Source organism: Burkholderia sp. BCC1996, assembly GCF_905339955.1.
In the GTDB taxonomy this organism is placed as follows: domain Bacteria; phylum Pseudomonadota; class Gammaproteobacteria; order Burkholderiales; family Burkholderiaceae; genus Burkholderia.
On the sequence record NZ_CAJPHM010000005.1, the window covers coordinates 106,802 to 126,295 of the forward strand.

The following is a 19,494-nucleotide window of genomic DNA, read 5'->3' on the forward strand; positions in this document are numbered from 1 at the left end:
CGCGCATGCTCAGCGCGTGTTGGTATTGCGGGTATCGCGCGCGGTTTGCTTGATGCACGCGATCCGGTACACGCCGTCCTCGACTTCGACGCCATGCGTGTCGTGCGTGAAGCCGGGGAAGCGCAGGTCGTACTGCTCGAGCGCCTTCAGGTAGCCGAGCAGCGGGCCGTCGGCCGGCCCCGCGTTCTCGCCGGGCATCAGCAGCGGAATGCCGGGCGGATAGGGCACCACGCCCGTCGCGACGGTGCGGCCCGCCATCTCGGCGAGTTCCAGCATCTCGATGTCGTTGTGCACGAGATGCTCGTACGCCTCGGCCGGGCTGAAGTCGGGCTGCGGCAGCGTCGAGAAGCCGCGCGACATCATCTCGGTCGTCTTCAGGTCGCTCATCGCGCTGAACATCAGGTCGCACAGATCGCGCAGGCCGAGCGTGCCGTAGCGGTCCGGATAGCGCGCGACGAGTTCCGGCAGCGCCTGCTCGAGCGGCGCGTTCGCATCGTAGTCGCGCTTGAAGTCGAGCAGCGTGTTGACGAGCGTGCCCCACTTGCCCTTCGTCACGCCGAGCGAGAACAGGAACAGGATCGTGAAGTCGGTCGTCTTCTCGACGACGATGCCGTGCCGGTCCAGGTACGCGGTGACGACCGACGCCGGAATGCCGACCGGCATCAGCCCGCCATGCGGCGCGACGCCCGGCGTGACGATCGACACCTTGATCGGATCGAGCATGCAGTAATCGTCCTCGATCTCGCCGAAGCCGTGCCATGTGTCGCCCGGATGCAGCACCCAGCATGACGGATCGGTGGCGAGCAGCGTTTCGTCCGCTTCATGGAAGCGCACGCGCCGGCCCGTCTTGCGATCGACCACGGTGTCCGGCTGCCAGCCGTTGAAGAACCAGTCGTCGTTCTCCTCGCATTCCGCATGCAGCCGCGCGAGCATTCGGCGGAACGACACGGCCTCGCGGATCGCGTCGGTGGTCAGCGCCTCGCCGCCGGGGCCGTCCATCATCGCGGCGCTCACGTCGTTCGACGCGATGATCGCGTAGTTCGGCGACGTCGATGCATGCATCATGTACGCCTCGTTGAAGCGCGCGTGCTCGATCGGGTTGCGGCCGTTGCGGACATGGATGAACGACGCCTGCGACAGCGCGGCGAGCAGCTTGTGCGTCGACTGTGTCGCGAACACGGTCGGCTTGCTCGCGTCGTGCTGCGACGGATCGCCGTGCATCGCGTGGCGATCGCGGTAGATCGGGTTGAAGCGCGCGTAGCCGTACCACGCCTCGTCGAAATGCAACCGGTCGACGCTCTGGCCGAGCAGTTCCTCGATGCGCGTGACGTTGTAGCAGAGGCCGTCGTACGTCGAGTTCGTGATCAGCGCATGCACGGGCGCCGGGTCGATGCCGTCGCGGCCGCGCACGAGCGGGTTCGCGTCGATCGCGAGACGCACGGCGGCGGCCGTGAGCCGTTCCGGCATGATCGGCCCGATGATCCCGTAATGGTTGCGCGACGGTATCAGGTAGGTCGGAATCGCGCCGGACATCGTCATCGCATGTTCGGCCGACTTGTGGCAGTTGCGATCGCACAGCGCGACCTGGTTGCGCGTGACGCTCGCCATCAGGATCACGCGGTTCGACATCGACGAGCCGTTCGTCACGTGATACGTGCGGTGCGCGCCGAACACGCGCGCCGCGTAGCGTTCGCTTTCGCCGATCGGGCCCGAGTGGTCGAGCAGCGAGCCGAGTTCGCCGACCGAGATCGACAGGTCCGAGCGGAACAGCGCTTCGCCGAAGAATTCGAAGTACGCGCGCCCGACCGGCGATTTCAGGAACGCGGTGCCGCCCGTGTGGCCCGGCGTGTGCCACGAGTATTCGTACACGCGCGAGAACTGCGCGAGCGCGCGGAACATCGGCGGCAGCACGGTTTCGCGGTAGCGTTCGATCGCGGCGACGATCCGCCCGCCGATGAACGCGGTCGTGTCCTCCAGCATCCAGATGAAGTCGTCGGCCTTGCGCATCGCGTCGACGGGAATCGCCGCCGCGCTCGCGCGGCTCGCGAGCAGGAACACCGGCACCGTCGCATTGCGCGCACGCATCGCGTCGAGCACGGCCTGCGCGGGCGCATGACCGGGATCGTTGCCGAGCTCCCAGTTGAGCAGCAGGCACTGGATCGCGGGATCGGCGTCGACCACCGCGCGTGCGTCTTCGGCTGAGGTCGCGATCACGACGTCGACGAGCCGCGTGCGCAATTCTTCGACGAGCGCGGTGGCCGCGCGTCCGGTGGCCGTGCGTTCGTCGATGTCGTGCTGCACGAGCAGCGCCTTCATGCCGAGGCGGCGGAACGCCGGTTGGGTCAAGGAAGCGGTCATGGGTCATTCCCCCGTTTGTTGAGTTGCCGGGATGCCTGCTGCGGCGGCCGGCGAGCGTGCGTGAAGGCGGGCGGCCTCGTGTTGGCCGACGGAGATCCAGAAGGCCGCGACGAGCGCGACGATGGTCACGCCGAGCGCGAGGTAGCGCACCCAGCGCGGCGAGCGGCCGCCCGGATGGACATGGGTTTCCTCGATTTCGCGCTGGCGGTTGATCGACAGCTCGTAGAACACGATCGTCGCGATCACGAAGATCAGCGACCAGCGCGTCTGCTGGCCGTCGGAGCCGACCATCGCCCACAGCGCGTAGACGGCGCCGATCAGGCCGACGATCGTGTAGAAGGTGAACTGGTGCGACGGCATCTTGCCGTAGCCGAGCACCTTGATCGCGATGCACGAGTAGATGTACGGCAACAGCGTCATGATCACGGCGATCGACGCGATCTTGCCGAACTGCTCGCTCGCGCTCGGCGACATCGTCGCGAGCACCTGCACCGACATGATGACCGCGACGATCGCGAGGCCCGCCGACGGCACGTTCTTCGAGTTGACGCGGGCGAACACGCCGGCGAACAGGCCGTCGTCGGCCGCGGCCTTCGCGGTCTGGCCGACCAGCAGCGTCCAGCCCGCGAGCGAGCCGAGGCAGCCGAGCGCCGCGCAGATCGCGACCGCGTTCGCGGCGGTGTCGCCGAGCGCGAGGCGCGCGGCATCCGCGAACGGCGCGCTCGACGCGAGCAGCGCCTTGTTCGGGATCATCCCCATGATCACGGTCGAGCTGAGCACGTAGCACACGGCCGCGAGCACGACGCCGCCGACGGTCGCGATCGGCACGTTGCGCGACGGGTTCTCGACGACGCCGGCCGACACCGACGCGCTCTCGACGCCGATGAACGCCCACAGCGTGAAGTTCAGCGTCGCGCCGATCGCGCTGAAGCTGCTCGCGCCCGACACGTTCCAGCCGGCGAAGTACACGTCCTTGCTGAACCAGAACCAGCCGAACACGGCCATCCCGAGGATCGGCACGAGCGCGAAGATCGTCGTGACCGACTGCACGCGGCCGACCACGTTCGGCCCGAGGATGTTCGCGTAGGTGAACAGCCAGATCACGAAGATCTGCGCGAGCGCGAACACGAGCGGGTCGTGCAGGACCGGGAAGAAGTGCGTCAGGTAGCCGAGGCCGGCGACCGCGAGGCCGACGTTGCCGAGCACGTTCGCGAGCCAGTAGATCAGGTTGGTCTGGTAGCCGATGTACGGGCCGAAGGCCTTGCGCGCATACGCATACGGGCCGCCGGCGGCCGGGTCGATCGCCGCGAGCTTCGCGAACACCAGCGCGAGCGACACGGCGCCGACCACGGTGATCAGCCAGCCGAAGATCGCGATGCCGCCGGTGGCGGCGAGGTTCGCGGGCAGCATGAATACGCCGGAGCCCATCATGTTGCCCGCGACCATCAGCGTGGCGGGGATGACACCGATTTTCGGCGCGGCGGTCGCGGCTGGCGCGGCGGCGGAACGGGAGGAGGACGAGCTGGCATCGGACATGCGAGGCTCCTTGAATGGTCGTGATGCGGTTGAGGTGGCGCGGCCCGGCGCCGGTCGACGATTCCGGAATGGATCGTCGTTTTATTGAACGACAGCATCTTATCGCCTAATGAAGTTTAATAAGGGTAAGCGAGGCCATTTAATATCTTGAATATTGATGTCGATCATTGAAAGGGGTGAAACGCTTTGGTGCGGCTGAAGGTGGCCGCACCGGGGGGAATGGCCTGTCCGGGCCGTCCGGGTGGTGGTTTCGGGGCGAAGGTGAGATGCGGTGCAGGTTGAACGGATAATCGATTTTTGCCGAACCGGTTAATTAAATTTGCGGGCTGAATGAGTCGGCAAACCCTGATTGAATTAGTCGGTTATTATCGAGCGCTCGAAATGCGCTCGCCCGCACCATTGATTATTTCTACCGAACGGTGATTCCGATGACGATGCTGCCTTCCCGCCTGCCGCTGATCCAGGCTCCGATGGTCGGTTCCCTGAGCCCGCTGACGATTGCGGTCTGCGAGGCGGGCGGGCTCGGCTCGCTCGCATGCGCGGCGCTCGGCCCGCAGCAGTTGCGCGACGAGATCGCGGCGATCCACGCACGCACGCCGGCGCCGTTCAACGTCAACTTCTTCTGTCATGCGCCGCCCGCGCCCGACGCCGAGGTCGACGCGCGCTGGCGCGCGGCGCTGGCCGGCTACTACGCGGAAGCCGGGCTCGATCCGGCCGACGTGAAGGGCGGCCCTGGCCGCGCGCCGTTCGACGACGCGATGTGCGCGGTCGTCGAGGAACTGTGCCCGGCCGTCGTGAGCTTCCATTTCGGTTTGCCGGACGAAGCGCTGCTCGAACGGGTGCGGCGCACGGGCGCGTTGATCGTGTCGTCCGCGACGACCGTCGAGGAAGCGCGCTGGCTCGATGCGCGCGGCGTCGATGCGATCGTCGCGCAAGGCGCCGAGGCGGGCGGGCATCGCGGGATGTTCCTGACCGACGACATCCACGCGCAGCCGGGCCTGTTCGCGCTGCTGCCGCAGATCGTCGACGCGGTGCGCGCGCCGGTGATCGCCGCCGGCGCGATCGCCGATGGCCGCGGCATCGCGGCCGCGTTCGCGCTCGGCGCACGCGCGGTGCAGATCGGCACCGGCTACCTGCTGACGCCGCAGGCCGGCCGCTCGGCGCAGCATCGCGCGGCGCTGCGGGCCGCACGCGACGACGGTACGCGCGTGACCAACCTCTACACGGGCCGCCCCGGACGCGGCCTGCTGACGCGCTTCATGCGCGAGCAGGGGCCGATGAGCGCGCTTGCGCCCGCGTTCCCGCTCGCGACGGCGGCAGTCGATCCGCTGCGCGGCGCGTTCGAGCGGCAGGGGCGCGACGATTTCTCGCTGCTGTGGTCGGGCGAGGCCGCGGCGCTTGCGCGGGAAGAGGATGCCGGGGCGCTGACCCGGCGGCTGTGGGACGACGCGATCGCGTGCGCGGCGGGGTTGCGCGACGCATTCCCGCAGGCTGTTTGAGCGGGGGCGCGACGCGCCGCGGGAAACGGGCTCGAACGGGCCCTGAATACGGCCACGGAAAGCGCCCCGGGGCGGGGCCATCGGCGTATCATCCGGTTTTTCGTCAGCCCTATCCAGGCACCCCACCATGACCTCCGTCGACACTACCCCCGTCCTCGACCATGACAAGCTCGTTACCTTCGTCGAGCGCAAGTGGAACGATGAAATCCTCCACGCACTGACCGACTACATCGCGATCCCCGCGAAGAGCCCCGCCTTCGACCCCGACTGGGCGAAGCGCGGCTATCTCGAACGGGTCGTCACCGATGCCGCGCAGTGGGCCGAACGCCAGCCGGTGAAAGGCCTGAAGCTCGAGATCGTGCGCTTGCCCGGCCGCACGCCGGTGATCTTCTTCGAAACCCCTGCAACCCGCTCGGGCAGCACCGACACGATCCTGCTGTACGGCCACCTCGACAAGCAGCCCGAATTCGACGGCTGGCGCGCGGACCTCGGCCCGTGGACGCCGAAGTTCGAGAACGGCAAGCTGTACGGCCGCGGCGGCGCGGACGACGGCTACGCGATCTACGCGAGCCTCGCCGCGCTCGGCGCGCTCGACGAGCAGGGCGTCGAACGCCCGCGCTGCGTCGGCCTGATCGAGACCTGCGAGGAGTCGGGCAGCTACGACCTGCTGCCGTACGTCGATGCGCTGCGCGACCGGCTCGGCCAGGTGTCGCTCGTCGTGTGCCTCGATTCGGGCGCCGGCAACTACGACCAGATGTGGCTCACGACGTCGCTGCGCGGGCTGGTGTCCGGCGACCTGCAGGTCGAGGTGCTCGAGGAGGGTGTGCACTCGGGCGTGTTCGGCGGCATCGCGCCGTCGAGCTTCCGCGTGATGCGCCAGCTGTTCGAGCGCCTGGAAGACGCGAAGAACGGCAACCTGCTGCCGGGCGTGTTCCATTGCGAGATTCCCGACAGCCGCGTGCGCGAAGCCGACGCGGCCGCCGCGATCCTCGGCGACGCCGTATGGAAGGGGCTGCCGTGGGCATGCGGCGCGGACGGCAAGCCGGTGCTGCCGACCACCACCGATCCGCGCGAGGCGCTGCTGAATTCGACGTGGCGTCCGTCGCTGTCGGTGACGGGCGCGGCCGGCCTGCCGGCGCTCGCCGACGCGGGCAACGTGCTGCGTCCGCGCACCGCGTTCAAGCTGTCGCTGCGCCTGCCGCCGCTGGTCGATGCCGCTCAGGCCGTGCAGCAGCTGAAGGAACTGCTCGAACTCGATCCGCCGTACAACGCGAAGGTCACGTTCAAGCCGGATGCGGGCGCCGCGACCGGCTGGAGCGCGCCGGATCTCGCGCCTTGGCTCGCGTCGTCGCTCGACGCCGCGTCGCGCCGCCACTTCGGCGCGGACTGCGCGTACATGGGCCTCGGCGGCACGATCCCGCTGATGAACGTGCTGCAGGCCGGCTTCCCGTCCGCGCAGTTCATGGTGTGCGGCGTGCTCGGGCCGAAGTCGAATGCGCACGGCCCGAACGAGTTCCTGCATGTGCCGTACGCGAAGAAGCTGACCGCGGCGGTGGCGGACGTGATCGCGTCCGCGCGCTGAGCGTTCGCGCTGTCCGTCCCGACCCGACCGGATCCAACCCGACCTGACGGAGCCTTGCCGATGACCGCGCTGCCGACCCCCGATACCGACCCGCTGCGCATGCGCGCCGAACCGCTGCACGCGTTCGTCGCGGCACTCTGGGAGCGGGCCGGCAGCAGCGAGCGCGAGGCGCGGCTCGTCGCCGATCATCTGGTCGGCGCGAATCTGGCCGGTCACGATTCGCACGGGATCGGGATGACCCCGAACTACGTCGCGTCGTGGCGGGAAGGGCAGTTGCAGTTGAACGGGCACGCGTCGATCGTCCGCGACGGCGGCGCGGTGCTCACCATCGACGGCGGGCGCGGCTTCGGCCAGGTGATCGCATTCGAGGCGATGGTCGAAGGCATCGAGCGGGCACGGCGCATGGGTATCTGTGCGATCGGGCTGCGCGACGTCCATCACCTCGGCCGCATCGGGCACTGGGCCGAGCAGTGCGCGCGCTCGGGGCTCGTGTCGTTCCATTTCGTCAACGTGCCGGGCGACTTGCTCGTCGCGCCGCTGCACGGCACCGATCCGCGCTTCGGCACGAATCCGTTCTGCGCCGCGTATCCGCGCGCGGGGCGGCCGCCGCTGCTGCTCGATTTCGCGACGAGCGCGATCGCGTACGGCAAGACGCGGGTCGCGTACAACCAGGGCAAGCGCGTGCCGGCGGGGTCGCTGATCGATCATCGCGGCCAGCCGACCGACGATCCGGCCGTCATGCACGAGCAGCCGTTCGGCGCACTGCTGCCGTTCGGGCTGCACAAGGGGTATGCGCTGGCCGCGATGTGCGAGATCTTCGGCGGCGCGCTGGTCGGCGGGGATACGACCTACGGCGGCACGCTGCAGAAGACGAGCGCGATCGTCAACGGGATGCTGTCGGTGCTGATCGATCCGGACGCGTTCGATGCGGCCGATGCGCAGCGCGAAGCCGATGCGTTCGTCGCATGGGCGAAGGCGTCGCCGCAGGCGGGCGATGCGCCGGTGCGGATGCCCGGCGAGCCGGAGGAGGCGAGCCGCGCCGCACGCGGCGTGGACGGCATTCCGGTCGATCGCGCGACGTGGCGGCAGATCCGCGAGAGCGCGGCGGCCGTCGGCTTCGACGACGCGGAACTCGACGTGTGGACACAGCGCTGCACGGAGCCCGCATGAGCTGGCAATCGGAGAAGGCGCACGGCGAGGAGATCGCGTACCGGCTCGCGCCGCTCGGCAAGGTCGAGGTCGTGCGGTTCTTCAGCGGTGCCGCGATGCGGCTCGACGGCGTGATGTTCGGCTTCATGTCGCGCGGGTCGCTGTTCCTGCGCGTCGACGACGTGAACCGTCCCGCGTTCGTGGCGGCGGGGATGGGGCCGTTCTCGTATGAGCGTCCCACGCGCACCGTTGCGCTCGAGGGTTATTACGAAACGCCGGCCGACGTGCTCGAGGATGCGGGCGCGCTGTTCGACTGGTGCCGCGGCGCGTATCGGGCGGCATTGCTGGCGGGGGCGCCGAAGCGCAAGGCGAAGGTGAAGGCGGCGCCCAAGCCGCCTGCGGAGCCGAAGACGGCAGCCGCGTCGACGCCGGCGGCGAAACGGAGTGTGAAGTCGTCTGCGAAAGCGTCCGCGAAACCTTCCGCGAAAGCGGCGCCGAAACCCGTTTCGAAACCGGCCGCGAAATCCGTGGCGAAGCGCAAGCAACCGTAGCGCCGGCCGTGTCGCCGGCCTCGCGAACGGCGCATCGAAAGCCGCGCGAATGATTCCCCACTCATCGTTCCAGACGGAGACAACCGATGCTCGTCCTGATTCTCGGTTTAGCGATCTTCCTCGGTGTGCATTCGATTCGGATCGTCGCGGACGGCTGGCGATCCGCGACCATCGAGCGGATCGGCGAGAAACGCTGGAAGGGCCCCTATGCGATCGCGTCGATCGTCGGCTTCGTGCTGATCATCTGGGGTTACGGGATCGCGCGCCAGGGCGGGACGCTGCTGTGGGTGTCGCCCGTCGGCGTTCGCCATCTCACCGGCATGCTGACCGCGATCGCGTTCGTGCTGATCGCCGCATCCTACGTGCCGCGCAACCGCATCAAGACGCTCGTCGGCCATCCGATGGTGGCCGGCGTGATGGTATGGGCGATCGCGCACCTGCTCGCGAACGGCACGCTGCACGCGGTCGTGCTGTTCGGCGCATTCTTCGTGTGGTCGCTGGTCGATTTCGTCGTGTGGCGCGCGCGCGATCGCCGCAACGGCGTCCGCTATCCGGCCGGCAGCCTGTCGGGCGATGCCGTGACGATCGTCGCCGGACTCGTCGTATGGGCCGTCTTCGCCTGGTTCCTGCACGGCCCGCTGATCGGTGTGCGGCCGTTCGGTTGAACGCGCGCGCCTGCAAGCATTGACGAGCGCGGCGCGCAAGCCGCCTGCCGCGCCCGCGAATCCGCCCGCGGCATCGAGGCGGGCGCATTGCCCCCCCATCGCTCGACGCACCTGCCCATCGATGGCGAGTTCGTCGCGACCGGCGGCATGCGTGCCGTCGGCGCGATCGGCGCGCGTGCGTCAGATCGGCTTGACGAACAGCCCCACGGTCAGCGCGGCGCCGATGCAGACGATCGCAATCCGCAGCACGCGCTCGTTCACGCGGTGCAGCGCCCACGCGCCGAGCAGGCCGCCGACGATCGCGCCGCCGCCGAGCGCGATCGCCGCCTGCCAGTGCAGGTGCGGCGAGGTCAGGAACAGCACGACCGCCGACGCGTTCATCACGCCCGCGAGCGCGTTCTTGGTCGACATCGCATGACGCGGCGACAGGCCGGCCATCGTCAGCGCGGCCATCATCAGGAAGCCGATGCCGCCGCCGAAGTAGCCGCCGTAGATCGCGATCAGGAATTGCGAGATCGCGGCCGTGACGGGGCCGACATGCTGCGTGCCGGCGCCGGTCTTGCGGAAGAAGCTGCCCCATGCGAACACGACCGTCGCGAACAGCACGAGCCACGGCACGAGGTGCGAGAAGATCGACGACGGGGTTTTCAGCAGCAGCAGGCCGCCGAGCGCGCCGCCGACCACGCTGATCGCGAACAGCGCGCGAAACGACAGCTTGCCCGCGCCGCGCACCATGTTCCGGCTGGCCCAGCCTGTCGTGACCTGGCCGGGAAACAGCGCGACCGTCGACGTGATGTTCGCCGCGAGCGGCGACATTCCCGACACGATCAGCGCGGGCAGCGTGACGAACGAGCCGCCGCCCGCGAGGGCGTTTTGCAGGCCGGCCCACAGGCCGGCGACGATGATGAGGGCGAGCATGGGTGCGGAAGCGGAGAAGTGGCGGGGCGCGCGGGTACGCGCGGCGGACGCCCGATGGTAATGCAGGATCGCGGCGGCGCAAAGCGGGCCGGCGCGCGGCGTTGCGGGGGCGCGGGGGCGCGGGCGATCGACGTGGGGCGTTGCGTCGGGCGTGACGCTTTCGCGCCGTTTCGCGTTTCGCCCGCGCCGTCACGCACGCGACCGGTGTCGCGTCACGCGTTCGGCTGCGTGTCGGTGTTTCCGCTGGCGCATCGCCTTCGACGTCCGGATAGACGATCGTACCGTCGTCCCGGATCACCGCGCCGGCAGTACGACGCACGGGCTCCCGCGCACTGAGATTAATTCGGCCCCCCGCGCCAGCGCATGCGATGCAGACTAGCGCGACGCAAGTTCTCCGCTATTTCTCGCCGCTCGTGCTGGATCGCTTCGGTGGCCAGTACCAAGAACCGTCGCAGCACGCGCCACGGTCAGGTGCTCTCGAAGCCTGCGCCGTCTTTCGTAAGATTCGCGATAAGCGGTGACGCCTGATTCCTGTCGGCCTCAGCGTCCTTCAAGATGCCGATGATTTGAGTCCAGCGCCTGGTCGACCGCGCGGTCGACCTGCACGGCCGCATCGACGTGATGCTGAACAACGCGGGGCTGATGCCGAGCTCGAGGCTCGAACGCCTGCACGTGGATGAATGGGACCGGATGATCGACGTCAACATCAAGGGCGTGCTGTGCGGCATCGCCGCGGCGCTGCCGCACATGATCCGGCAGAAGGGCGGGCACATCATCAACGTGTCGTCCGTGGCGGGGCACAAGGTCGGCCCGGGCGGCGCCGTGTATGCGGCGACAAGCATGCGGTGCGCGCGCTTTCCGAAGGCTTGCGGCAGGAGGTCAAGCCGCACAACATCCGCACGACCATCCTGTCGCCGGGCGCGGTGGCAACCGAGCTGACACGGACCATTACCGACCCGGACGTCGCGAAGGGCATGAACCAGGTCTATCGGCAGGCCATTCCGGCGTCGGCGTTCGCGCGTGCGGTGGAGTACGCGATGAGTCAGCCCGATGACGTGGACATCAACGAAGTGCTGTTCCGGCCCACGAATCAGGCCTATTGAGCGCGGCCGCGCGCATGCGGTCGTCGTCGAATTTCGGAGAAGGATGAGCCCGTGATGACCGCGGTGCTGGCGGGCTTCATCATCATCGGGGTCGCGCTCCCGGTGCTGCTCTTGCGCGTGAGCGGCGATCGGGGCTGCGGCTTCCCTGAAGCCTGTCCATGGCTGTCCCAAGCATTCGATTTTTTTGAATACCCGGAATTTAGAAAAACTAAACCCGGGGTGCAGATCAAATCGCTTGTTGCACAAAATGACCACCCCTACGCTTGCGAACAACACAACAACGATCAGCAGGCGTCCCGCCCCGGATAGTTGCCCCATCATTGCATCCCATCGATAGAGGAAGTTCAGCATGTCTTTGGCACCCGCCCAAACCCGCAGCAGTGCAATCTCCGAAGTCCAGCTCGGCGCATCCGATATTTCGATCGAACAGTTCGTTGCAATTGCGCGGCACGGTGCGCAAGTGACGTTTTCATCGGCCTATTGCGAACGCGTATTGAGCTCGCGTCGTCTTGTCGAGCGATTCCTCGATCAAAACAGGTTGGTGTACGGGGTGACGTCCGGCTTTGGTGCAAATTCGACACGTGTCGTCAGCCCGGGTGACGCCGAGCTGCTTCAGCGAAATATCGTACGCTCCCATGCCGTCTCGGTCGGCGAAGGGCTGCCGCGGGAAGTCGTTCGCGCGACACTGCTAATGATGCTGATCAGCCTCGGCAAGGGTTACTCCGGCGTCAGTCTCGAGTTGCTGAAGCAGATCGCCGCGCTACTGAACCACGACATCACGCCGTTCGCGCCGGGCGACGGATCGGTCGGGTACCTTGCGCCGGAGGCGCATATGGCACTCGTGCTGATCGGCGAGGGAGAGGCGTTCTTCCGCGACGAACGGATGAGCGGCGCCGACGCATTGGCGCGCGCGGGAATCGAGCCGCACGCGCTGCGCTGCAAGGAAGGCCTCGCACTCACCAACGGCACGACGTCGGTGACGGCGATCGGCATGCTGGCGCTTTACAACGCAATCGAACTGTCGAAGGTTGCCGACATCGCGGCATCGATGACGCTGCAACCGCTCAAAGCAACCACGCGCTCGCTGGATCCACGGTATCACGCCGTCAAAAAGCACGCGGAACAGCAGAATTCGGCCGACAACATCCGGCGGCTGCTTGCCGGCAGCGCACTATGCGAACGCTTTTCAGACTACAGGCTACAGGACACTTATAGCCTTCGCGGCGTTGCCCAGGTACACGGCGCATCCCGGCAGGCGATCAGGAACGCGCGCGACGCGATTCTCGATGAAGTCGGATCGAGCGGCGACAATCCCGTCATTTACCCGGAAGGCGACGACGGCACGGCAATCTCTGGCGCGAACTTCGACGGCACGTTCGTCGGCATTGCCAGCGACCTCCTTTGCATCGCGATGACCACGCTTGCAAAGATTTCAGAGCGCCGGACGGATCGGCTCGTCAACCCGTACTTCAGCGAGCTGCCGGCGTTCCTTTCGAAAGACCCGGGGCTGAACAGCGGCTACATGATCATTCAATACACCGCGGCAGGCCTGCTGGGCGAAATGCGCACGCTCGCCCAACCGGCCAGCGTCGACAGTGTGCCGACGAGCGGCAATCAGGAAGACCCGGTGAGTTTCGCGTATCACGCCGCGCGGAAAGCCTATGCCACATCCCACAAGCTGCAGCATGTGCTGGCAATCGAGTTGCTCACCGCTGCCCAGGCGCTCGACTTCTACGACCCCGCCGATGCGTCGCCTGCAACCGCGGCGGTCTATGCGCGTATCCGCGAGGCGGTCCCGACCGCGGAAAGCGACCGCTTCTTCTACCCGGACATGATGGCCGTGCATCGGCTGGTCGAACAGGGCGACCTGCTGAGCGTCGTCGAGCGCATCGCCGGCACGCTACACGGCTGACATCCGCGCCGTCGGCAACGCGCCGACGGCCACGATCGGACATGGCACGACAATTCGGCGATTCCCGCTGCGGCGAAATCGCTTCAATGACAGGAGGTGCAGCATGAAGATGATTTCCCGGAAGGTGTTGATGAAGGTGTCGTTCCTTACCCTCGTGGGTGCGCTCGCACTCGTCGGAAGCGACGCGCAAGCCAGGGAATGGAAATCCGTCAAGGTCGCGCTGGAAGGCAGCTACGCGCCGTGGAATCTCACATTGCCGAGCGGCAAACTCTCGGGGTTCGAGCCGGAATTGCTCGACAATCTCTGCAAGCGCGTCAACCTGCAATGCGACACGGTTGCCCAGGACTTCGATGGCCTCATTACCGGCCTGCAGGCCGGCAAGTTCGACGCGGTGATGGACGCGCTCGCGATCACGCCGGACCGCGAACGAATCATCGCCTTTTCCAGACCCTATGCGGCAACGCCGGCCGCATTTGCGTCGCTCGACGGGCAGGGATTGACGAAGGGCACCGGCACGGCCGCGCCCCTCAAGCTGACCGGCAATGTCCAGGCCGACCGTGCGCTGATTGCGCCACTGCGTGCGCAGCTGAAAGGGAAATCGATCGGCATTCAATCCGGCACGGTCTATACGCGATTCATCTCCGACAACTTCAAGGACGTCGCTTCGGTACGGCTGTACAAGACGTCGGCCGAACGCGATCTCGACCTGGTCAACGGACGCATTGACATGGCGTTCGACGACGTGACCTACTACGCCGGCATCGGCGGCAACAAGGATACCGCTCGTATCCGGATCGTCGGGCCGACGATCGGCGGCGCCATCTGGGGGCCGGGAGAAGGTCTGGGATTCCGCAAGCAGGACGCGGATCTGAAGGCAAAGTTCGATGCCGCGATTACGGAAGCGCTGGCGGACGGAACCGTGGCAAGATTGTCGGAGAAATGGTTCAAGACCAATGTGCGGCCGTAGGCGTGCGGTAACGTCGTACGGTGCGACGACCGCCGGATGAAAGAGGGGGACGCGCGGTTCCTCTTTCGTATGAAAAGACGACGGGTTCACCGCGTTTCTCCCGACCCCTCCGGCCCGATACCGAGCCGCCCGCCACCGTTCCGCACCCTTGAGAGAGCGTGAAGGGCGCACGTTCTTCTGCATGCCCGCCTTGCATCAGTCTTTGCTAGACTGACTTCGACCATTCCCCGCGCTCGCCCGGGCACCGTTCGACACCGTGCGTGGGCGCAGCCTCCGATTGCCCTTCCGGATTCGCTTCATGAACCGCCTTCCGCCGCTTCGCGCCCTGCAGATTTTTGATGCCGTGATGCGCCACGGCGGTGTCATCGCCGCGACCGAGGCGCTACATGTCACCCCAGGCGCGATTAGCCAGCAGATTCGCGTGCTCGAGACGTTCCTCGGTATCGTACTGTTCGAGCGTGAGAACACGGGCCTGCGCCCGCCCCCGCTCTGCGAGCTGTACCACTCGCACATCGCGCGGGGATTCGAGTGCTTCCACGATGCCCAGGCAGCACTCAATGCACAGACCGGACGCCGACTCACGTTGATGACGTTTCCATCCGTGGCGACGCACTGGCTTGCATCGAGATTGGACAAGTGGCACAACCTCTGCCCGCACGTGCAGGTTCACGTCGAAGTGGTCGATCACGAAACCAGCGTGGCGGCGAGAAACGCGGACATCCGGATAACGTACGGCGCACTTCCCCGCGACGAAACGCCGTATCACATGCTTTTTACGGACAAGGTCGCACCGGTGTGTGCGCCGTCGCTGTTGCAAGCGTCGGGTCCGATTTCGCAACCGGCCGACCTTTTGCGTTATCCGCTGATTCACGTCGAATGGGGCTGGGCGAACCTGTCACCGCCGACGTGGGCCCAATGGCTGCATGCCGTCGGCGTACAGCTTCCCGATGCGCTGTCACCGCTCACTTACTCGGTATCGAGCATGGCAATCGATGCCGCCATCCGGGGGCGAGGTGTTTCGCTTGGGCAAGGCTTCTTTGCCGCCGACAGCATCAAGCGTGGCGAACTTGTCGCGCCGTTCAAGATTGCGCTGCCGATGCCGTTTCCCTATTTTGTGTGCTGGAAACCGGCGGTCACGCAATCTCCCGCCGCTCAACAGTTCCTCGACTGGCTGATCGACGAAGCCGAGCAAACGGGGCGAGATATCGCGGCCCTGTTCGGCTAGTTGCCGCGATGTCGATTTGTGCCGCCGCTATCAGACTGCCTTGCGCCGCGTAGCGGAAGTCGAGGTGCAGGTACTCGAACAAACCACCGAGCATGGTCTATTTTCGATTGCCAGGCAGGCTGGGCTTGTCCGTTCCGCTGTCGCCTCGAAACCCGTCTGAATGGCGAGGTTGTTCAGTCGGCAAGTACTGACGAGATGGTGTTCGATGTGGCGAGCCTGATCAGCATCATCAGTGAGGCGATGACGATCGAGGCCGGGGACGTCATCGTTTCGGGCACTCCGTCCGGGATCGGCGGGGCCCGCACGCCGAGACTCTTGATGAAGGCCGGCGATGTTTGCGAAGTCAGCGTGGAGGGGATCGGGACCCTGCGGAACGTGATCGTCGACGAGGCAGCCGGCTGATTGCCCGGCACGGCGCCGAGCGGCACCGCGCCGCGCGTGTCGCCGCCCGGCGACGTTGAGTTCGATCGACGACCGTCGTCACGCTAGCGGGAGCATGACACGCGCAATCAGCCCCGTCGGTTTCCGGTTGACGAGCACGAACGTGCCGCCGTGCATCTGCACGATCTCGCGCACGATGGACAGCCCGAGCCCGACGCTGCCGGGCCGCTCGTTGCGCGCCGCGTCGAGCCGCACGAACGGTTCGATCACGTCCTGTAGCCGGTCGTCGGGAATGCCCGGACCGTCGTCGACGACCTCGATTCGCACGCGCGGGCCATCGACCGCGGCGGTCACCGCGACGTGATTGCCGAAGTGGATCGCGTTGTCGATCAGGTTCGTCAGCATGCGATGCATCGCGTCAGGCCGGCAGAAGAAGCGGATCTGTTCGGGGCCGTGGTAGCGAATGAGCGTGCCGGCTTCCTCGTATTCGTCGCACAGCGTCGCGATCAGGGCGCCGAGATCGAGCCACTCCTTCTGTTCGCGGTCCGCGCCACTGCCGAGAAACGCGAGCGCGGACGTGACCATCGTCTGCATCAGGTCGATATTGCGGATCAGCTTGTCGCGCACGCTGTCCGTCTGCTCCATTTCGAGTTGCAGCCGCATGCGGGTCAGCGGCGTACGCAGGTCGTGACTGATGGCGGCCAGCATGCGCGTGCGGTTCTGGATCGAAGCGGTGATGCGCTCCTGCATCAGGTTGAACGCATGCGCAGCGCGACGGATCTCGAGCGGGCCTTCCTCCGCGATCGGCGTGACCGACATCGCGCGGCCGAATGCATCGGCCTGCTCGGACAGCCGCCGCAGCGGCCGGATCACGCGTGAAATGGCCCACGTGGACAGCGCCGCGACGCCCATGCACAGAAAGATCAGCGCGGCGTAAAAGGGAAACGAATACCGCGGCGGATCGGCCTTGTTCCGGTCCGTCAGGATTTCGAGCGTCCGGTTGCCGAGCGGAACGCGCACCTGGATCGACGCACCGGGCCCACCGCCCGGGCACGCGCGCACGGTGATGTCCGCGACGGCGGTCAATTCGGATTTCAGGATCGCTTCGAGGCTTTGGGTGTCCGGGCTCACGCCGGCACAGGTGGGCGGTGCCGGCGTGAGCCGGAACACAAGCGCCGGCTGCCGTGCCGCGTCGACGATCGCGTCGCGCGCGCTTTCCGGCGCGGCCTGGAGGCTCTCGACGAGACTCGCGATCCGATAGGCGCTCTGCCATGGCCACGGCGGCGGCGGCGAGTGGTGCGACAACAGCGCGATGAACAGCAGCGCGGTTGCGATCGACGAGCACGTCAGGATGAGCAGGATCTGCCCGAGCGTGGTGGACAGGGCGCGGCGCATCACGCGATCGTCACGTCGGGCTGGAATGCGTAGCCGTCCGCGCGCACGGTGCGGATCGTTTCTTCCAGAGGATCGTCGCCCGCGAGCTTGCGGCGCAGCCGGCTCACAAGCAGGTCGACCGAGCGTTCGGAGATCGGGAAGTTCGTGCCGCGCGTGAGGCCGATGAGTTCCTCGCGCGACAGCACCTTGCGCACGTGCTGGCAAAGCACGAGCAGCAGGTCCGTTTCGGCGCCGGTGAGCGGAATGCGCAGGCCGGCCGGCGAGCGCACGAAGCGCCGATACGGATAGAAGGTGAAGCCCGAGAACTGCATGACCAGTTCGGCGGTCGGCCGACGCTCGTCGTCGTCCGACGCGCCCGGGCGCCGCAGCACCGCGCGGATGCGCGCGAGCAGCTCGCGCGGGTCGAACGGCTTCGGTACGTAATCGTCGGCGCCGAGCTCGAGGCCGACGACCTTGTCGGTGGGATCGTCGAGCGCGGTGAGCATGATGATGCGCGGGCCGCCTTTGACGGCATGCAGGCGGCGGCACAGGTCGAGTCCGTCCTTGCCCGGCAGCATCACGTCGAGCAGGACCAGATCGACCTCGACGGTCGCGAGGAGCGCGTCCGCAGCTTCGACGCTGCCGGCCACGTGCGTGACATAGCCCTTGCCGGACAGGAAGGCGGCGAGCGGCGTGCTGATGTCAGCGTCGTCCTCGACGATCAGGATGGAAGTACCGGTCAATTCGGGTCACCGTTGTTGCGATCTTGTTGTGTCGCGCGCGGCAGGCACCGGGCGCGTATCGGGCGCGTCGGGCCGGCGTGCGCCGTGCGCATGTGCCGACAAATGTACTCCGGTGCGCGGAATCGGTCTGTGTCAATCCCGACACATTATGTGAATGCACATAAGAATCAACAACTTAGATGATGATTCGCTTATCGTGGCCGACATTCGAACGAAGGTAATGGTCGTACACATGAACAAGCAGTCAGCGTCCTGCAGCGCACGGCCGTCGATGCCGATTGCCGGGCAGGACGGGAAAGCGTCGCCGGCGTCGTTGCCGGGGCGGCGTCGGAATCGCCGAATCGCGGGCTGGTCCGTTGCGCTGGCCTTATGCGCGGCGCTCGGCATCGCCGGGTGCGGCAAGCGCGACGGCGCCGTCGCGCCGGCCGGCATGGGCGGCGGCGCAGTCGAAGTCGCCGTCGAGACCGTCGCGCCGCAGCGAATCGTCGAGCAAACGGAACTGTCGGGGCGGCTGTCGGCGCAGCTGGTGTCCGACGTCCGCCCGCAGATCGGCGGGATCGTCCGCAAGCGGCTGTTCACCGAAGGCACCGACGTGAAGGCCGGCCAGGTGCTTTACGAGATCGACCCGGCCAGCTATCAAGCCGCCTACGACCAGGCGCGCGGCACCCTCGCGAAGGCCGAGGCGACGCTCGGGTCGGCGCGCACGAAGGCAGCGCGCTATGCGCAGCTCGTGAAGATCAGCGCGGTCAGCGCGCAGGACAACGATGACGCGATCGCCGCCATGCGCGAGGCCGAGGCCGACGTGCTCGCCGATCGCGCCGCGCTGGAATCGGCGCGCGTCAATCTCGGCTACACGCGGATCACCGCACCGATTGCCGGGCGGATCGGCGCATCGTCGGTGACGGCGGGCGCGCTGGTGACGGCCGACCAGACCACCGCGCTCGCGACCATTCAAGCGTATGACCGGATGTATCTCGACGTCACGCGCTCGAGCGCCGAATGGCTGCGGCTGCGCAAGGCCTATGCGTCGGGCCGGCTGCAGCGCGCCGGCGCCGGCGCGGTCGTCCGGCTCACGATGGAGGACGGCACGCCGTATCCGCACGACGGCGTGCTGCAGTTCTCGGGCATCACCGTCGACCAGACGACCGGCTCCGTCACGCTGCGGATCGTGTTCCCGAACCCCGAAGGCGAGCTGCTGCCGGGCATGTTCGTACGCGCGCAACTCGACGAAGGCGTCGACACGAATGCGCTGCTGGTGCCGCAGCTCGCCGTCACGCGCGCATCGGATGGCAGCGCGAGCGTCTGGATCGTCGACGCGACCGGCCACGCGAAGCAGGTGGTCGTGCATGCCGACAACGCGTATCGCGACCGATGGGTCGTATCGAGCGGATTGAAGGCCGGCGATCGCGTGATCGTCGACGGGCTGCAGAAAGTGCAGGCCGGCGTGGCGGTTCGGGTGGTGACCGATGGTGCGGCCGCGACGAGCGCCGCACCGGCGTCCGGCACGCCGGCGGCGAAGTCGTAAGGAGGG

Annotated in this window: 15 protein-coding genes and 3 pseudogenes; 12 read left to right on the forward strand and 6 right to left on the reverse strand. The window is 67.1% G+C overall.

Annotation, left to right across the window (positions count from 1 at the left end; all coding sequences use genetic code 11):
* Positions 1-9: 9 nt before the first annotated feature.
* The gene (locus U4Z64_RS08585; RefSeq protein ID WP_321819694.1) at positions 10-2,358 is read right to left on the reverse strand and encodes an Orn/Lys/Arg decarboxylase N-terminal domain-containing protein; all 2,349 of its coding nucleotides are present in this window, start codon (positions 2,356-2,358) and stop codon (positions 10-12) included.
* Positions 2,359-2,361: 3 nt separating this feature from the next.
* Complete coding sequence (gene adiC / locus U4Z64_RS08590) at positions 2,362-3,894, reverse strand: arginine/agmatine antiporter (protein ID WP_044847919.1); 1,533 nt, start codon at positions 3,892-3,894, stop codon at positions 2,362-2,364.
* A gap of 428 nt (positions 3,895-4,322) precedes the next feature.
* Between adiC and U4Z64_RS08595 the strand changes: the two genes are divergently transcribed.
* From U4Z64_RS08595 to U4Z64_RS08615, 5 genes are all read left to right on the forward strand, one after another.
* Positions 4,323-5,393 (forward strand): nitronate monooxygenase, encoded by a 1,071-nt coding sequence (locus U4Z64_RS08595; RefSeq protein WP_321819695.1) that lies wholly within the window; start codon positions 4,323-4,325, stop codon positions 5,391-5,393.
* 127 nt (positions 5,394-5,520) lie between these two features.
* A complete protein-coding gene (locus U4Z64_RS08600; RefSeq protein ID WP_059506616.1) occupies positions 5,521-6,975 on the forward strand; it encodes a M20 family metallopeptidase in 1,455 nt (484 codons plus the stop codon).
* Between the two features lie 60 nt (positions 6,976-7,035).
* Complete coding sequence (locus U4Z64_RS08605) at positions 7,036-8,145, forward strand: malate/lactate/ureidoglycolate dehydrogenase (protein WP_321819696.1); 1,110 nt, start codon at positions 7,036-7,038, stop codon at positions 8,143-8,145.
* Complete coding sequence (locus U4Z64_RS08610) at positions 8,142-8,675, forward strand: TfoX/Sxy family protein (protein ID WP_321819697.1); 534 nt, start codon at positions 8,142-8,144, stop codon at positions 8,673-8,675. The genes U4Z64_RS08605 and U4Z64_RS08610 overlap by 4 nt, the downstream gene beginning before the upstream one ends.
* 86 nt (positions 8,676-8,761) lie before the next feature.
* On the forward strand, positions 8,762-9,340 hold the full coding sequence (locus U4Z64_RS08615; RefSeq protein WP_044847924.1) for an NnrU family protein: 579 nt from the start codon (positions 8,762-8,764) through the stop codon (positions 9,338-9,340).
* 180 nt (positions 9,341-9,520) lie between these two features.
* Here the strand turns inward: U4Z64_RS08615 and U4Z64_RS08620 are convergent, their stop codons facing one another.
* Together U4Z64_RS08620 and U4Z64_RS08625 are read right to left on the reverse strand one after the other, a co-directional pair.
* Positions 9,521-10,258, reverse strand: coding sequence for a sulfite exporter TauE/SafE family protein (locus U4Z64_RS08620; protein ID WP_124485404.1), 738 nt, complete (start codon positions 10,256-10,258; stop codon positions 9,521-9,523).
* Positions 10,259-10,585: 327 nt separating this feature from the next.
* A pseudogene (locus U4Z64_RS08625) lies at positions 10,586-10,782 on the reverse strand (integrase); the annotation flags it as partial.
* Between the two features lie 46 nt (positions 10,783-10,828).
* On the opposite strand from U4Z64_RS08625, the pseudogene U4Z64_RS08630 reads away from it, so the two are divergent.
* The 6 genes and pseudogenes from U4Z64_RS08630 to U4Z64_RS08655 form a co-directional block, all read left to right on the forward strand.
* Positions 10,829-11,361: pseudogene (locus tag U4Z64_RS08630) on the forward strand (SDR family oxidoreductase); the annotation flags it as partial.
* Between the two features lie 54 nt (positions 11,362-11,415).
* Positions 11,416-11,670, forward strand: coding sequence for a hypothetical protein (locus U4Z64_RS08635; protein WP_321819698.1), 255 nt, complete (start codon positions 11,416-11,418; stop codon positions 11,668-11,670).
* A 40-nt stretch (positions 11,671-11,710) separates the two neighbouring features.
* Complete coding sequence (gene hutH / locus U4Z64_RS08640) at positions 11,711-13,273, forward strand: histidine ammonia-lyase (RefSeq protein WP_321819699.1); 1,563 nt, start codon at positions 11,711-11,713, stop codon at positions 13,271-13,273.
* Between the two features lie 103 nt (positions 13,274-13,376).
* Positions 13,377-14,240, forward strand: a complete 864-nt coding sequence (locus U4Z64_RS08645) for a transporter substrate-binding domain-containing protein (RefSeq protein ID WP_415750558.1) — start codon at positions 13,377-13,379, stop codon at positions 14,238-14,240.
* Positions 14,241-14,538: 298 nt separating this feature from the next.
* A complete protein-coding gene (locus U4Z64_RS08650) occupies positions 14,539-15,465 on the forward strand; it encodes a LysR substrate-binding domain-containing protein (protein ID WP_321819700.1) in 927 nt (308 codons plus the stop codon).
* A gap of 141 nt (positions 15,466-15,606) precedes the next feature.
* A pseudogene (locus tag U4Z64_RS08655) lies at positions 15,607-15,867 on the forward strand (fumarylacetoacetate hydrolase family protein); the annotation flags it as partial.
* Between the two features lie 78 nt (positions 15,868-15,945).
* Here U4Z64_RS08655 and U4Z64_RS08660 read toward each other — a convergent pair.
* Both U4Z64_RS08660 and U4Z64_RS08665 read right to left on the reverse strand, forming a co-directional pair.
* Positions 15,946-17,241, reverse strand: a complete 1,296-nt coding sequence (locus U4Z64_RS08660; RefSeq protein WP_321819701.1) for an ATP-binding protein — start codon at positions 17,239-17,241, stop codon at positions 15,946-15,948.
* Complete coding sequence (locus tag U4Z64_RS08665; protein ID WP_321819702.1) at positions 17,241-17,963, reverse strand: response regulator transcription factor; 723 nt, start codon at positions 17,961-17,963, stop codon at positions 17,241-17,243. The genes U4Z64_RS08660 and U4Z64_RS08665 overlap by 1 nt, the downstream gene beginning before the upstream one ends.
* Positions 17,964-18,183: 220 nt before the next feature.
* Here U4Z64_RS08665 and U4Z64_RS08670 point away from each other — a divergent pair, with 220 nt between their 5' ends.
* Complete coding sequence (locus tag U4Z64_RS08670) at positions 18,184-19,488, forward strand: efflux RND transporter periplasmic adaptor subunit (RefSeq protein ID WP_415750561.1); 1,305 nt, start codon at positions 18,184-18,186, stop codon at positions 19,486-19,488.
* Positions 19,489-19,494: the final 6 nt, after the last annotated feature.

Coding starts and splice junctions, on each gene's coding strand:
- U4Z64_RS08585 (WP_321819694.1), bottom strand. CDS start 2,358: ATGACCGCTTCCTTGACCCAACCGGCGTTCCGCCGCCTCGGCATGAAG.
- adiC (WP_044847919.1), bottom strand. CDS start 3,894: ATGTCCGATGCCAGCTCGTCCTCCTCCCGTTCCGCCGCCGCGCCAGCC.
- U4Z64_RS08595 (WP_321819695.1), top strand. CDS start 4,323: ATGACGATGCTGCCTTCCCGCCTGCCGCTGATCCAGGCTCCGATGGTC.
- U4Z64_RS08600 (WP_059506616.1), top strand. CDS start 5,521: ATGACCTCCGTCGACACTACCCCCGTCCTCGACCATGACAAGCTCGTT.
- U4Z64_RS08605 (WP_321819696.1), top strand. CDS start 7,036: ATGACCGCGCTGCCGACCCCCGATACCGACCCGCTGCGCATGCGCGCC.
- U4Z64_RS08610 (WP_321819697.1), top strand. CDS start 8,142: ATGAGCTGGCAATCGGAGAAGGCGCACGGCGAGGAGATCGCGTACCGG.
- U4Z64_RS08615 (WP_044847924.1), top strand. CDS start 8,762: ATGCTCGTCCTGATTCTCGGTTTAGCGATCTTCCTCGGTGTGCATTCG.
- U4Z64_RS08620 (WP_124485404.1), bottom strand. CDS start 10,258: ATGCTCGCCCTCATCATCGTCGCCGGCCTGTGGGCCGGCCTGCAAAAC.
- U4Z64_RS08635 (WP_321819698.1), top strand. CDS start 11,416: ATGACCGCGGTGCTGGCGGGCTTCATCATCATCGGGGTCGCGCTCCCG.
- hutH (WP_321819699.1), top strand. CDS start 11,711: ATGTCTTTGGCACCCGCCCAAACCCGCAGCAGTGCAATCTCCGAAGTC.
- U4Z64_RS08645 (WP_415750558.1), top strand. CDS start 13,377: ATGAAGATGATTTCCCGGAAGGTGTTGATGAAGGTGTCGTTCCTTACC.
- U4Z64_RS08650 (WP_321819700.1), top strand. CDS start 14,539: ATGAACCGCCTTCCGCCGCTTCGCGCCCTGCAGATTTTTGATGCCGTG.
- U4Z64_RS08660 (WP_321819701.1), bottom strand. CDS start 17,241: ATGCGCCGCGCCCTGTCCACCACGCTCGGGCAGATCCTGCTCATCCTG.
- U4Z64_RS08670 (WP_415750561.1), top strand. CDS start 18,184: ATGGTCGTACACATGAACAAGCAGTCAGCGTCCTGCAGCGCACGGCCG.